Raw genomic sequence first — 14,520 nt, 5'->3', positions numbered from 1 at the left:
TAGTAAATGCAAAAGCGCTGGTTAACCAGCGCTTTTTTGTTGGTTGCCTATCAGGTTCATATATCACGCTGTAACGGCAAACAAGACATTACCATTCCGCGATACAAAGGCGACTTTTAACACCACGAATTTGTAATCCCATCGCTTCAAAGACATGCTCAAAATCTTGACAAGATGCAGGCACATTAGGTAGCGACAATGAAGCCTCGGTAAAAAACGTCCGACTCAAATTATCCGTCTCTCCCCAAGCTAACTGCCACCAATCCAAAATTCGCGGCTTGGATGCGTTTAATCGATAGCTAGCAGGAATACGATCACGCTTGTTTAGGTTTTCAACCTTAGATGTTGGTAGTAAGTTCCACTTATCATTGTTGGGCCAATAAGCAAATGGCAAACAGTGATCAACGTGATACTCATTTCGTAATTTGCTTCCACTCCATACACTGACAATGTCGCAATGGCTGAGCTTCAACTGTTCAATTCTCTTTCGCACGACTCGCGTATCATGGTCTTTATCAATCCAGACCAAACAATCATGATACGTTTGCAGTGGAATACCCCGCTCTTGATTAGACCGAAATCGTTGCATTTCCATAATCCATTGGTTGACCACCAGCGGCTCAATCCAAGAGTTATACAATCGAAAACAATCCCAAAGGCTTTCATCCAACACAAACAGCCCATAACCTTCGAGGAACTCTCTATCCACAACAATTGAACGTTTTGGCTTCTTAGCTGAACGAATCATTTCAAAGTAAGGGTTTGATTTATCACCTTGATAGGTAAAAGTGACGGGACCATCTTTTATGGTTTTTAAGCTGTCTTTTATCGCTTTATCAAGCGCCACTGCATCTTCACCAAAAAATGTCGTGCCTATAGCAAGATCATCAGGACTTAAATGGGAAAGTCTGCCCCAGCCATCGGGCTTTATAAAACCTAGCCCTTTAGACGAGTTCGAGCTTTGCTGGATGTTCTCTTTATCGATTAAACGCTTAAATTGACGAATCCAATATAAGCCAACTAATCCTAATGGGATTGCAACTTTACCTTCGCTGCGATCAACCACTGCACCAGAATGAGCGTCTGCAATACGTAGTAAAGTACGTAGTAGTGCGAGCTTATAGGTAGCCGATTTGGAATCATTGACGATAATGTGGCGAACCTTATTCAGATCACCGGAACCATCATCAGGCAAAGACATCACTACAGTTTGCCAAGATACACCCGTTCGCTTTAACTGATCGTCATCGAGAGATACGTTTCTCACCATTAAAGCGCTATTCTTTGCAAACTTTTCGAGCTCTTCAACCGATACGGGATAAGCTTTACGACCGTCAGAAAAGTCACCGTGACGAAGGCTAATCACCAATCGACCATTAGGCGCTAACAAATTTGCAAGTTTGCGAAATGCACGTTCACGGTGCGTAGGCGCAAGATGCATCCATACCGCACTGACAAGAATTAAATCGAAGCGAAAGCCAAGATTAATGGTTTTCTCAAGCTTAGGTAATGCATCTTCAAGCCAAGTAACGGAATCGCCACAGTAAGACTTACCAAGCCTTAGAAGTGCTTGAGCAGGCTCGATCGCAACAACTTCACACCCATGCTCAGCCATCCATTTCGCGTCTCGACCAGAGCCCGCGCCAACATCTAACACACGATCTCCAGCCTGGGGCCAGAAGACTCTCCAACTCGCGTGGACATCCTCAAACTGGATCGATGTGTATTGCTTCGCGAAAGAGTCGGCGTGTCGGTCATAAAAGTTAGAAGTGGCAGGCATAAAGGTTAACGAAAGGTAATTAATATGCGTCCATATTAATTGCTAGAAATTGCAATGGCTAGAATGCCATTCAAAAGTTGTAGATAGAGTGGCAATTACAGCCAAAAACCTAAAAACGACAAAGCCCCGACAACTCAAAGAGTTATCAGGGCTTTTGAATAAATGGCACGCCCTATTGGATTCGAACCAATGACCACATCCTTAGAAGGGACGTGCTCTATCCAGCTGAGCTAAGGGCGCGCTACAGGGACAGGATTATACGAGTTCAAACGGGTAAATCAACGGGTTTTCATAACATTCTGATCTGAATGCCTAAAAAAAGTCCATTAAAACGCTTAATGTTCAAAAACACCACAAAGCAAACGTTTGCGTATGGATGTTGATAAGAAATTCTGCGACAATGCGCCGCAGATAATCTGCCTTCTTAATTTATAAGGAAAGTCATGACTGCTCAAAATATAGACGGAACTCTCATTTCCCAAACTGTTCGATCCGAAGTGGCTGCACGTGTTAAAGCACGTGTTGAAGCTGGGCTACGTGCTCCTGGTTTAGCAGTGGTTCTAGTTGGTGAAGATCCTGCTTCTCAGGTTTATGTCGGTAGCAAACGCCGCGCATGTGAAGAAGTTGGGTTTGTTTCTAAGTCTTTTGACCTTCCTGCGTCTAGCTCAGAAGAAGAGTTACTAGCGCTGATTGATGAATTAAACAACGATGATGAAATTGACGGCATTCTAGTGCAATTACCCCTTCCTGCGGGCATAGACACAACACATGTTTTAGAGCGCATTCACCCAGAGAAGGACGTGGATGGCTTCCACCCTTATAACGTTGGCCGTCTTGCGCAACGTATTCCAAAGCTTCGCTCTTGCACGCCAAAGGGCATCATTACCCTACTCGACCGTTACAACATTGAGCTGCGTGGTAAACATGCGGTTGTGGTTGGCGCATCAAACATTGTTGGTCGTCCAATGACACTTGAGCTGCTGCTTGCGGGCTGCACAACAACAACATGTCACCGTTTTACCAAAGACCTAGAGAGTCATGTGCGTCAAGCTGACGTTGTCGTGGTTGCGGTTGGTAAGCCTAACTTCATCCCTGGTGAGTGGATTAAAAAAGGCGCAGTGGTGGTCGATGTCGGTATTAACCGTCTTGACTCAGGCAAACTAGTTGGCGACGTGGAGTACGACAAAGCACGTGAAAGTGCGAGCTTTATTACTCCTGTTCCTGGTGGCGTTGGCCCAATGACCGTCGCAAGTTTAATTGAGAACACGATGCTCGCTTGCGAACAGTTCCACACAGACAAATAACGTAAAACTTCAGATACGAAAAAGGCTCCGCGAGGAGCCTTTTTGCTAATTGTTGATATCTATTTCAATTACAGACTTAAAATCACGCCCGCAATAGAAGCGCTCATTAAGTTCGCCATGACACCAGCGATAATCGCACGGAAACCATGCTTAGAAACAAATGCACGCTTTTCTGGTACCAAAGAGCCTAACCCACCAATCAGCATCGCCATGCTTGAGATGTTTGCAAAGCCACACAAAGCAAACGTCACGATTGCTTGTGAGTGTTCACTAAGTTGAGACTTCACTTCTGCAAGCTGGATGAAAGCGACGAACTCGTTCACCACGATCTTGTTACCAATAAGCGAGCCCGCCGTAATCGCCTCTTCCCATGGCACACCTAACAACCATGCGACAGGTGCAAATACGTAGCCTAAGATAAGCTCAAAGCTTAGTGGCGTACCAATAAGGTCTCCAACCCAACCTAGCATCCCGTTCAACAACGCGATTACGCTGATGAACGCTAACAACGTACCACCGACCGATACAGCGATACGAACACCCGCCATTGCGCCATCGGCTAACGCTTCAACCACGTTAGTTGCACGTGGAATTTCAACTTGGCTAATGTCGATATCTGCTGCTTTATCCGTATCTTCTGGCATTAAAATTTTTGCCATCAACAAGCCGGCAGGTGCCGACATAAATGCAGCAGCAATAAGATAATTGAGGTCGACACCCAGTGATGCGTAACCAACCAACGTTCCGCCAGCAACTGACGCTAAACCACCTGTCATAACTGCAAAGAACTGCGAGTCAGTCATGTGTTTTAGGTAAGGCTTTACCATTAATGGTGCTTCAATGGTGCCAACAAAGATATTCGCCGTAGCAGACAAAGACTCAGCACGACCGATACCTAGCAGCTTTTGAATACCACCACCGATAAAGTTAATGATTTTTGGCATCACACCAATGTGATAAAGACCTGAGATAAGAGAGGAGAAGAAAACGATGATACCCAGAACATTGATCGCAAAGGTGAAGCCCCCTGTCGCCAAATTACCGAATAAAAACGCAATGCCCTCTTGACCATAGTTGATCAAATTCGACACAACACTGCTCACTGAATTCAGCGCATCTCGTCCTGCTGGTACATATAAAACCAACAACGCAAACAGTACCTGCAAAGCAAACGCAAACGACACCGTTCTCAGCTTTATATTTTTTCTATTTGTAGAAAGTAGCCATGCTAGGAATAGTATGGCTACGATACCAATAATTGAGTTCATAAAATGAATCCGACAGAAGGGGGATATGGAAGGCACCGGATTGTATAGCGGACTCAAAATGCTGCAAGTTGAGGATGTTAACAGTGTGAAAAGTTTAAGCGACCAATAACTGACCAACAAAATAACCAATTGAATTTATTGAAGATAAACGTTTGCTTATTTTAATTATTTCCATATGGAAAATATGTTTCTGGTTCAGGAAAAATTTTTGTGAAGTGAATCACCTTATGTGTCGTTCTACAACGTCATTGATCCTGTTATTTAGGAATAGAGATGTAAGGCGCCAAACGTTGGTCCCAATGACAAGGGTTGCCGATCTTCTGTTTGATAAAGTTAATCACTGCGGATATTTTTTTTGGCATATGCTGGCGGCTTGGGTATACCGCATAAAACGGCATCGACTGGCTGGCTTTCCAGTCAGGTAACAGCTGTATTAACTTACCCGTTCTAAACTCATCCCCCAGCAAGTAAGTGGCAAGGTAGGCAATACCCCAACCTGCAATAGCCGCATCCCGAACGGCTTCTGCCAGATCCACTGAATAGTTACCCGAGACTTTTACGTTCAATTCTTGCTGATCTTTGGTAAACGCCCACCCCGTATAGTCACGCTCCCAGCTTCTGTATATGAGGCAGTTGTGAGCAGATAGGTCATCCGGTTCTGCTGGCGTGTCATGTTTCAATAAGTAATCTGGCGATGCCGCAACAACAAACTGGCAATCCGTCAAACGCTGCGCAATGTAACCTTCAGGCAAATGCTCGTTGTTGGTTACCCATAAATCGAGCCCTTCGGCTAACATATCGACCTTATAGTCAAACAGATGTACTTCCACTTGAAGTTGAGGATACAGTTCGCGTAACTCTTGAATCGCTGGAATAATGTGTAAGGTACCAAATGATTGCGACAACCCAAGACGTACCAAACCTGCTACTTCATCCCGCTGGGTTTCCATCTCTAATGTGGCGCTGCTCACCGCTTGTACCACTTGCTCACAGTGATGAAAAAAGGTTTTCCCTGCCTCAGTCGGCGTAAAGCTTCGCGTAGTGCGTTGAACAAGCTTGATACCAAGAGACGCTTCTAACTGACTCAACTGTTTACTCACATGAGACACCGACACGCCTAAGCTCTTTGCAGCAGCTGTGAAGCTTTTGTGTTTAAGAAGAGCGGAGAAAATCACCATTTGTGCGGCACGTTCAGATAACACGCTTTACCTCGATTTGGTTATAGAAAAAACAAAGGGCTCCGAAGAGCCCTTGTATTGAAGACTGAATGCCAAATTGTTTGATGGCAGATCAGTATTTAATGCGGTCAGCCAAGTGACTCACAGCAAGTGCGAAGTAGTAAGAGCGGTTCCACTTCATCAATACGTTGTAGTTATTGTAAACCAGATACGTACGACCATTCTCGTCGTCCGGCATGATCAACCATGCTTTGATGTCTTCATCCAGGTTTGGCAACGGGCTACCGTCATATTTTGTGATACCTAATTGGCTCCACTCTTGAAGGTATTTGCCTTTTTCAGCCGTGCGCCCTTCTAGGCTGCGATCAATATTTTTAGGAACCTTAACTTGGCGACCCCAAGTATATTTATCATCCCAACCAGACTTGCTCAAATAGTTAGCGGTTGATGCAAACACGTCCGCTTCAGATTGCCATATGTCTTTTTTACCATCACCGTTGCCGTCAGCAGCAAAACGAAGGAAAGAGCTTGGCATAAACTGGCATTGACCCATCGCACCAGCCCATGAGCCTTTAAAGTTCTCTAGCTCAATATGGCCTTGATCGAGGATCTGAAGTGCCGACATGGTCTCTTTCCGGAAAAACTCTTCACGACGGCCTTCAAATGCCATTGTGGATAGTGCATCAATCACTTTAAAGTTGCCGGTAAACTTACCAAAGTTACTTTCAACTCCCCAAAGTGCCACAATAAAGCGCGGGTGGACACCGTACTCATCGCCTATACGCTTTAGCTCAGTGTAATGCTCTTTGTAGAGTTGTCTGGCTTGCTTCACCTTCCACTCAGGCACCGCGCGAGGAATGTACTCATCCAATGTCAGTTTCTTTTCTGGTTGGTTTCGGTCCGCTTTTACTGCTCGGGGCTTGTACTCAACATTAGCAAAAGCAGCACTAATGACCTGCTCTGAGATACCTTTATCACGAGCTTCAGCACGCAGCTTATTCAAGTATTCATCAAAACCCTCGCTACTTGCAAAAGCCGAGGTACACATACCAACGCTAAGCATGGTAGCCAGTATCTTTTTCATATTGCCCTCCTTGAGCAAGGCAGAAATCCCAGATGAAAAACGATGACGTTATTCGCCTTTCTGCTGGGCTTTTTGTTCTTTGTACTTTTCTAATAGGTTCTCCGGCGGCGGTGGAACCTGAAGAAAGAAGCCATCATTTTGTAATGAAGCCTTCACTTTTTCGATATCAACTTGTGCCAATTTACGGCCATCAAGTTTAATCGTCATGACAGCGATAGGCTTACCGAACATCTGCATTAAGGTGTCAGGAACCTGTGAAAAATCATCCTTTTTCGGAATATAGAGATAAGTACCTTCTTTTTTCGAGCTTTTATAAATAGAACAAAGCATGACACGCCTTTTATGCTGATTTAGCCGCGTTGAGTGCGGATTAGGTTGTAAACGTCAAATTCTCGCAAACTTAATAGCAAATTTGAGATTAATTCACCTATTTGCCCACGAGAGAACTTGCTGCGTCAAAGGATGAAATATAACATGACATACCTAGTTTAAGGCAACGCTCTTTCAATAAAGGCAAGAAGTCCACGATGACCCATTCACCAGACCTTAAAGGTAGCAGTTTTACATTGTCAGTTTTACACCTTTCTGACAATGAGATCGCAAAGACTGTCGAATTTTTGCAAGAAAAAGTTTCTCAAGCACCTTCTTTTTTTGCATCCGCGCCTTTGGTAATCAATATAGCAAAAGTACAAGGCGACATTGATTTCCCTAAGCTTAAACAAGGCATCTCAGATGCTGGTTTTATTCCGGTCGGTGTAACGGGCTGTAAAGACAAGCGTGTACAAAACCTTGCTTCCGAAGCTGGCTTCGCCATTATGTCGGCGAGCAAATCGCCAAGCCAAGCACCTGCCAAAATGGCACCAACGAAAGTAGTTCGTACGCCTGTCCGCTCAGGACAACAGATCTACGCAAAAGATGGTGATTTGGTGGTGCTAGCGCACGTAAGTGCAGGTGCTGAAGTCATTGCTGACGGCTCTATTCATATCCATGGCACACTTCGAGGTCGTGCGATTGCAGGAGCAAGTGGTCAGCAGGAAGCGCGTATTATTTGCCACGATTTACAAGCAGAACTGGTATCCATTGCGGGTGACTACTGGTTAAGCGATCAAATTGAAAGCGAGTACTGGCAAAAGAAAGTAATGATCAGTAAAGCCGATGAATCATTACATTTAGAAGTTCTCGCGATTTAATCTAAAAAGGAAAAAAAATGGCACGCATTATTGTAGTAACGTCTGGTAAAGGTGGCGTTGGTAAAACCACTTCAAGCGCAGCCATCGCCTCTGGTCTAGCTCTTAAGGGAAAAAAGACCGCGGTGATCGATTTTGACATCGGTTTGCGTAACCTCGATCTAATCATGGGCTGTGAGCGCCGCGTCGTGTATGACTTTGTAAACGTCATTAACGGTGAAGCGACATTAAACCAAGCGCTGATCAAAGATAAGCGCACGGACAACCTATTTATTCTTCCTGCTTCTCAAACTCGTGATAAAGACGCACTGACAAAAGATGGTGTTCAGCGCGTATTCGGCGAACTTGATGAAATGGGCTTTGATTTTATTATTTGTGATTCACCAGCAGGTATCGAGCAAGGCGCGTTAATGGCCCTGTACTATGCCGATGAAGCCATTGTCACAACGAACCCAGAAGTCTCTTCTGTGCGTGACTCTGACCGCATTCTCGGTATTTTAGATTCTAAGTCACTGCGTGCAGAACAAGGGCTAGAGCCAGTAAAACAGCACCTGCTACTGACTCGCTACAACCCATCTCGCGTCACTCAAGGCGAAATGCTAAGCGTTGAAGACGTAGAGGAGATCTTACATATTCCACTACTGGGCGTGATTCCAGAAAGCCAAGCCGTACTTAACGCGTCAAACAAAGGTGTGCCAGTCACTTTTGACGATAACACCGATGCGGGTATGGCTTATTCTGACACCGTTGATCGCTTATTAGGCAATCAGGTTGAATTTCGTTTCCTTACTGAGGAGAAGAAAGGACTCTTTAAACGACTCTTTGGAGGCTAGACATGTCATTATTAGAATTTTTCCGTCCACAGAAGAAAACTTCTGCGAATCTAGCTAAAGAGCGTTTGCAAATCATTGTCGCAGAGCGCCGCAGCCAAAATGATCCTGCGCCGTCTTACTTGCCTCAATTAAAAGAAGACATCTTGAAAGTAATCAGCAAGTACGTGGCAATTGATCCAAATATGGTTGACTTAACATTTGAGCACAAAGACGACGATATCTCAGTTCTTGAGCTGAATGTGAAGCTACCAGACGAAGAAAAGTAATCAGTTTCTCTCGCCAGACGAATGCTCTCATTAGAACGAAAAAGGTTGGCATCGAGGCCAACCTTTTTCATCTTTCATTACTTTAATGCTTTGTTCATCTTGTCGCCGAGTAAATCCAAACGCCACCCTTGCATCAAATCAGGCAATACTTCTGGGTCACGATCTTTTTTCCAAACCCAACTGATCAACTGATTGATCTGCTTTTTAGAGGCAAGGAACTCCGTGGCTAAACCTGACTTCTGCGAAGCCGATTTCACCAAGTCTTTCATATTTTTGAAGACCTGCTTGTAACCCGGATAGTCCATTAAACGCTCAATTTTCGCAGGATACTCTTCAGAAGGAGTTTGCTTCGCTTGTTTAACAATCGCGGCAATCTTCGCGCCATGGCGGTTAATCGCTCGGATATCAATATCTTCTGCTTCCATCTTCTTAAAGTTCGTTAAACCAAGACGAGCGACCGTTAATAGATCACCTTCTTTGAAGATAAAGTTCAGCGCTAAATCTCGTTTGATTGCTTCACGATAACGCCACGTCGCCAATGGCTTTAAAATCGCCAGCTCAGAAGGTTTTAATTGCCAAGCGCCCTTAATATCAAGGTAGGCATTCTCTTCATTGGTTACGCGAATACGTTTCGAAACGAGTAAATCACTTTCTTGCTGTACAGCTTCCCACCAACCTGCTTGCGTCACCTTATCGAACAGCTTTTCGTATAACGGTAACAAGTAATGAACATCTGCGGCAGCATAATCTAATTGCTTTTGTGTCAGTGGACGAGCCATCCAGTCGGTACGTGATTCACTTTTGTCGAGCTCTACGCCTAAATATTCTTCCACCAGCGATGCGAAGCCTGTCGATAGGCCGTGACCGAGAAAAGCGGCCATCAGCTGCGTATCCACCATAGGGAATGGTGTACAACCAAAAGCGTTTTGGAAAACTTCTAAATCTTCACCACATGCGTGCAGCACTTTTAGCACAGAAGTATCTTTTAATAGCGCTACAAACGGCGTCATATCCGTTAATTCAGTCGGATCAATCAGCGAGAGGCGATTACCATCGAAAAGCTGAATCAGACCTAACTGCGGGTAGAAAGTGCGAATACGAACGAATTCGGTATCCAGCATCACTACGTCTGCCTCTCGGGCATGAGTGCAAACCTCTTCTAGGTCTTTGTTTTTAGTAATAATTTGATAGTTCACATACTTCTCGCTATAAAAATGCCAGCAAAACGCTGGCATTCTATCATTTTTTAAATCTCTCGACTCGACGAAATCGGCTTATGCGCTTTTCTTCGCAAGTTCAGCGTCATTCTCTTCGCGTAAAACACGACGCAAGATCTTACCGACATTGGTTTTAGGTAAGTCTTCGCGGAACTCAACCAACTTCGGAACTTTGTAGCCAGTTAAGTGTTCTCGACAATGCGCGATCACTTCGTCTTTGGTCAAGCTCGGATCGCGTTTCACGACATAAATCTTCACTAATTCACCAGACACTTCATGCGGCTGACCAATAGCAGCCACTTCAAGGACTTTGCCGTGTAGCGCTACAACGTCTTCGATTTCGTTCGGGTAAACATTAAAGCCTGATACTAAGATCATGTCTTTCTTACGGTCAACGATGTGCAAGAAGCCTTCGTCATCGAACTTAACAATGTCGCCCGTTGATAGCCAACCGTCTTCGTTGATCGTATCTTTCGTTGCTTCAGGTCGTTGCCAGTAGCCTTGCATAACCTGAGGACCACGAACTTGAAGTTCACCAGTTTCAGTATTCGCAAGAGCGTTGCCTTCTTCGTCCACAATGCGAACTTCCGTTGATGGCACAGGCAGACCAATCGATCCATTGTATTCAACAAGGTCATGCGGGTATGCCGCAACCAATGGAGAACACTCGGTTAGGCCGTAACCTTCTAGTAGGTAACAACCCGTGGTCTTTTGCCATTTTTCTGCTACTGAGCGCTGCACTGCCATGCCGCCGCCAACGGCTAAACGTAGGTTACTGAAATCCAACTCGTGGAAGTCTTCGTTGTTGATCAAAGCATTAAATAAGGTGTTCACGCCCGTAATCGCAGTAAACGGATGCTTTTGTAGCTCTTTCACGAACCCTGGAATATCTCTAGGGTTCGTAATAAGTAGGTTACGGCCACCCATTTCGACAAACAGTAAACAGTTTACGGTAAGAGCAAATACGTGATACAGCGGTAGCGCTGTCACGACTAATTCGCGGCCTGGAGATAAAACCGGCCCGTACGCGCCTTTCGCCTGTAAAACGTTCGCAATCATATTACGGTGTGTAAGAATCGCACCTTTCGCGACGCCTGTCGTACCGCCCGTGTATTGCAGGAATGCGATGTCATCCCCAGACATAAACGGTTTAACGTATTGTAGACGACGACCTTTACGTAGAGCCTGACGCATTGAGATTGCACCAGGTAAATCATACTTAGGCACCATGCCCTTAACGTACTTCACGACAAAATCGACAATCGTACCTTTCGCTCGTGGCAGCATTTGACCAAGGCTGGTTAACACCACGTGTTTAACTGGTGTTTTATCGACGATTTGTTCTAGCGTGTTCGCAAAGTTAGATACAATCACAATCGTCGTCGCACCTGAGTCATTCAATTGGTGCTCAAGTTCACGAGGAGTGTAAAGTGGGTTAACGTTTACGGCGATACAACCTGCACGCAAAATACCAAACAACGCCACTGGGTATTGCAGTAGGTTTGGCATCATCAGAGCAACACGGTCACCCTTTTGCAGTTTTAACTCGTTTTGCAGATACGCTGCGAATGCGCGACTACGCTCTTCCAATTTACGGAAGGTCATAACCGAGCCCATGTTCATGAATGCTGGTTGGTCTGCATATTTTTGTACAGACTGTTCAAACATTTCTACCAAAGACTCATATTGCTCTGGATTAATGGTTTCAGGTACGTCACTTGGATAACGTGAAAGCCATGGTTTATCCACGATGTTACTCCTCGTTTATAACTGGCTAAAAAATAGCGTCCTTTTTATTTTGAAAGCTATTACAGCACAGCGAACGTGCTTGAGCACGCAACTCTCAAACACTTGTTTAAATTTTGTTAACTACACCAAGAATTCGCGTTGCGACCTCGAGTATTTGCTCTAAATGACAGTGATGACCACCCTTGACAGAAACCACTTGCGGTGGGTTCTCTCCCCAATCAGCTTGGTTAGATGGTAAATTCTGAAATCCTTGATCGCCTAATACAATCAAATGAGGACAACGTATTTGGCTGGTAATCGAGTTAGCATGCGCTTGCGCCATTCGGTAAAGCGACGCACATTTTAACTTGGCGTCATGCCGCCAATACCATTTATCTCCTCGCTGCTCTGTTCCACGCTCGACTATCGGTAGAAGCTGCTCAGCGGTTAATTGGTTGGCTTGCATGCGTAATTTTAACGCCAGATCGAAGGAGGCAATGGCTCGCTCTGGCTTGTTTTGCTGTTTTATTCGACTTAAAACGCCATCGCGAAGACGAGGCAAACTGTTAATAGGCTCTTCAGTAAGAGGTCCTGCTCCCTCAATTTGCACAAGACCTTCGACCTGCTCTGGAAACGCAGCACTATAACAACTTGCGATTAAAGCACCAAGTGAATGCCCTACTAATATCAGTCTGTTTGGTGATAATTCGTCCAAAAACTGATACAAATCGGCAATATAGTCGTGAAAGGGGTAATAATTATCGTGAGATTTATGACTCGATAAACCGTGACCAAAATGATCGATGGCGAGGAGGTGTAAGTGAGGATTAAGTTGGTTCAACTGCTCCATGAGCGCTTTAAAGCTGCCCGCATTATCTAACCACCCATGAAGAAAAACGACTGACAAGTCAGCCGTTTTCTCGTTCCCTATCTCAAGGGCTGCCATTTTGCCGGCAGGAAGCTCGAATTGACGCTCATGCATCGCAGATTATTTGACCTGTTTTATCACTTTACCGTCTTGTGGGAAATCATTACGCCACATGCGGCAGTTAATCGAGTAACATGGGTAAAAGTAGGTTGGCGAGTCATACATGCGTACACGTTCTTCAATTTTCCATAAACGGTACCCTTCCCCCTTTATTACCGGGAAGATGTAACCGTGCTCACCGATCTTTCCTTCTTCTTCCCCTGCTCCTTTGCCTACAACCGTCACCAAACGGCCTTCACTAAAGGCGACAGGCTCTAAATAGCCATCAAAATAGGCGACAAAACGCCCCGTAGGCTCTTCATCGATATCAGGTTTACCAGACTTACTGATAGGAAGGTTTACAATCTCTAGACGCGTTTTATCTTTAAAGTTATCCACTTTAGCGATGATTCCACCAAGGCGAACATCTTCACTCACTTGCCCCTGAGACTCAGCAAAAGCTTTATAGTCTGTAACGACCAATTCTGTGCTTGCATTTAGCTCCTCAGGCAACGAGCTACACGCAGACAAACCAACCGTAGCAAATAATGCGAGAAAAAACCGTCCAAAAACCTTCATAAACCACCTTTCAATATTAGTAACCCCAAGCTGGGGAGATCTCACACGTAAATATCGACACCAAGTAATTGAGCCAGTTCCTCTTTTTTAGCTCGATTCATGACATCCATGTACTGCTCCATTGCTTTACGTGCGCCCCCTTCAGGAAGGTCATATTGCACTTGAGCTCGGTGAATTTGGGACTCATCCACGTGTTTTATGGAGTGCGCCACGGCGTTAGCAACCTTTGAAGGCTGACCTACAGGCTGCTTTGTTTGTGATTTATTTACCGGCTTCTTTTGACTGGCTTTATTAGTGCGATTTGCACCGGGAATCAAAGAAGGAGGCAAGCCATTAATCGACGCCATAGCACTCCATAAAAATACAGGGCAAACGCCCTGCTTTTTGTCAGGTTAATGAAAAACGGACTATTCGCGACCAGGAAGTTTTTTCCATGTCACATTATCACGTAAATAAACAGGGCTCGAATCTTCGACCGGCACGATATTACCCTTTTTAAATTCTTGTTCAGCAAGAATCACGATGTCTTGTGAATCAGGGTACAGAACGTCACCATGCGTCAAATTAAACGGTAGGCCTGCTAATACTTCTTGGTAAGCATCCCAACCAGTACCTGCTGTCGTCCACGTTTTGTCGTCTGCTTGTGCTTCTTCAACGAGACGTGCTGGTGGAATTACGCACTCTGCATCCATCCCTGCCCACTCACCGTTTGCTTGGCGAGTGTAACGTGCCCAGTAAACTTCACCCATACGTGCGTCAATAGCCACAGCGACATCGGTCACACCATGTAAGCGATAGCTACCTTGAGCCATTGCAGCCAGCGTTGAAACGCCGATCATAGGTAAGTCAGCACCGAACGCCAAACCTTGTGCGATACCAATACCGATACGAACGCCAGTAAAGCTACCTGGACCACGTCCAAACGCTAACGCATCCAGCTCTTGTAGAGTCAGGCCAGCTTCTTTGAGTACTTCATCAACCATTGGCAGTACTTTTTTGGTGTGATCGCGTGGTGCAACCGCGCTACGTGAAATCACTTGATCATTAGCCAACAACGCAACTGAACAGTTTTCAGTCGCTGTATCGATAGCAAGAATTTTTGCGCTCATTTAACTCTCTACAACTTTCA

Annotated in this window: 15 protein-coding genes and 1 tRNA gene; 4 read left to right on the top strand and 12 right to left on the bottom strand. The window is 45.1% G+C overall.

The genetic code is table 11. The annotated features are described in order from the left end of the window. Positions 1-88 precede the first annotated feature (88 nt). Both R7Z47_RS17165 and R7Z47_RS17160 read right to left on the bottom strand, forming a co-directional pair. Entirely contained in the window at positions 89-1,780 is a 1,692-nt protein-coding gene (locus R7Z47_RS17165; protein ID WP_318129946.1) for a class I SAM-dependent methyltransferase, read from the bottom strand. Positions 1,781-1,943: 163 nt separating this feature from the next. Further along, positions 1,944-2,020, bottom strand: a tRNA-Arg gene (locus R7Z47_RS17160). Between the two features lie 203 nt (positions 2,021-2,223). Between R7Z47_RS17160 and folD the strand changes: the two genes are divergently transcribed. Continuing rightward, the gene (folD, locus tag R7Z47_RS17155; RefSeq protein ID WP_005382297.1) at positions 2,224-3,084 is read left to right on the top strand and encodes a bifunctional methylenetetrahydrofolate dehydrogenase/methenyltetrahydrofolate cyclohydrolase FolD; all 861 of its coding nucleotides are present in this window, start codon (positions 2,224-2,226) and stop codon (positions 3,082-3,084) included. A gap of 68 nt (positions 3,085-3,152) precedes the next feature. On the opposite strand, the gene R7Z47_RS17150 is transcribed toward folD, so the two are convergent. The 4 genes from R7Z47_RS17150 to R7Z47_RS17135 form a co-directional block, all read right to left on the bottom strand. Next, positions 3,153-4,352 carry a NupC/NupG family nucleoside CNT transporter gene (locus R7Z47_RS17150; RefSeq protein WP_206953976.1) on the bottom strand — a complete coding sequence of 400 codons (1,200 nt, stop codon included), beginning with the start codon at positions 4,350-4,352 and terminating at the stop codon, positions 3,153-3,155. A gap of 257 nt (positions 4,353-4,609) precedes the next feature. Then, complete coding sequence (locus tag R7Z47_RS17145) at positions 4,610-5,554, bottom strand: LysR family transcriptional regulator (protein ID WP_005382299.1); 945 nt, start codon at positions 5,552-5,554, stop codon at positions 4,610-4,612. Between the two features lie 88 nt (positions 5,555-5,642). Further along, entirely contained in the window at positions 5,643-6,614 is a 972-nt protein-coding gene (locus R7Z47_RS17140; protein ID WP_318130309.1) for a lytic murein transglycosylase, read from the bottom strand. A 48-nt stretch (positions 6,615-6,662) separates the two neighbouring features. Further along, positions 6,663-6,944, bottom strand: a complete 282-nt coding sequence (locus tag R7Z47_RS17135) for a YcgL domain-containing protein (protein ID WP_005382303.1) — start codon at positions 6,942-6,944, stop codon at positions 6,663-6,665. A 197-nt stretch (positions 6,945-7,141) separates the two neighbouring features. On the opposite strand from R7Z47_RS17135, the gene minC reads away from it, so the two are divergent. From minC to minE, 3 genes are read left to right on the top strand one after another with little or no spacing between them, the layout of a single operon-like run. Then, positions 7,142-7,804 carry a septum site-determining protein MinC gene (gene minC, locus R7Z47_RS17130; protein ID WP_005382304.1) on the top strand — a complete coding sequence of 221 codons (663 nt, stop codon included), beginning with the start codon at positions 7,142-7,144 and terminating at the stop codon, positions 7,802-7,804. Positions 7,805-7,821: 17 nt separating this feature from the next. Further along, positions 7,822-8,634 (top strand): septum site-determining protein MinD, encoded by an 813-nt coding sequence (minD, locus tag R7Z47_RS17125; protein WP_005388331.1) that lies wholly within the window; start codon positions 7,822-7,824, stop codon positions 8,632-8,634. 2 nt (positions 8,635-8,636) lie between these two features. After that, on the top strand, positions 8,637-8,900 hold the full coding sequence (minE, locus tag R7Z47_RS17120) for a cell division topological specificity factor MinE (RefSeq protein WP_005388332.1): 264 nt from the start codon (positions 8,637-8,639) through the stop codon (positions 8,898-8,900). A gap of 77 nt (positions 8,901-8,977) precedes the next feature. Here the strand turns inward: minE and rnd are convergent, their stop codons facing one another. The 6 genes from rnd to tsaB all read right to left on the bottom strand — a co-directional run bounded on the left by rnd (position 8,978) and on the right by tsaB (position 14,500). Next, a complete protein-coding gene (rnd, locus tag R7Z47_RS17115; RefSeq protein WP_031777213.1) occupies positions 8,978-10,096 on the bottom strand; it encodes a ribonuclease D in 1,119 nt (372 codons plus the stop codon). Positions 10,097-10,174: 78 nt separating this feature from the next. After that, complete coding sequence (gene fadD, locus R7Z47_RS17110; protein WP_318130307.1) at positions 10,175-11,866, bottom strand: long-chain-fatty-acid--CoA ligase FadD; 1,692 nt, start codon at positions 11,864-11,866, stop codon at positions 10,175-10,177. A gap of 106 nt (positions 11,867-11,972) precedes the next feature. Continuing rightward, on the bottom strand, positions 11,973-12,827 hold the full coding sequence (locus R7Z47_RS17105) for an alpha/beta fold hydrolase (protein ID WP_213870025.1): 855 nt from the start codon (positions 12,825-12,827) through the stop codon (positions 11,973-11,975). 6 nt (positions 12,828-12,833) lie between these two features. Beyond that, the gene (locus tag R7Z47_RS17100) at positions 12,834-13,391 is read right to left on the bottom strand and encodes a Slp family lipoprotein (RefSeq protein WP_005382214.1); all 558 of its coding nucleotides are present in this window, start codon (positions 13,389-13,391) and stop codon (positions 12,834-12,836) included. 41 nt (positions 13,392-13,432) lie between these two features. After that, positions 13,433-13,738 carry a hypothetical protein gene (locus tag R7Z47_RS17095; RefSeq protein ID WP_005382213.1) on the bottom strand — a complete coding sequence of 102 codons (306 nt, stop codon included), beginning with the start codon at positions 13,736-13,738 and terminating at the stop codon, positions 13,433-13,435. 60 nt (positions 13,739-13,798) lie between these two features. Next, complete coding sequence (gene tsaB / locus R7Z47_RS17090) at positions 13,799-14,500, bottom strand: tRNA (adenosine(37)-N6)-threonylcarbamoyltransferase complex dimerization subunit type 1 TsaB (protein ID WP_017634804.1); 702 nt, start codon at positions 14,498-14,500, stop codon at positions 13,799-13,801. Between the last annotated feature and the right edge of the window lie 20 nt (positions 14,501-14,520).

This window comes from Vibrio sp. 1641 (assembly GCF_033339995.1).
In the GTDB taxonomy this organism is placed as follows: domain Bacteria; phylum Pseudomonadota; class Gammaproteobacteria; order Enterobacterales; family Vibrionaceae; genus Vibrio; species Vibrio alginolyticus.
This window is presented reverse-complemented; position numbering and strand designations above follow the sequence as displayed.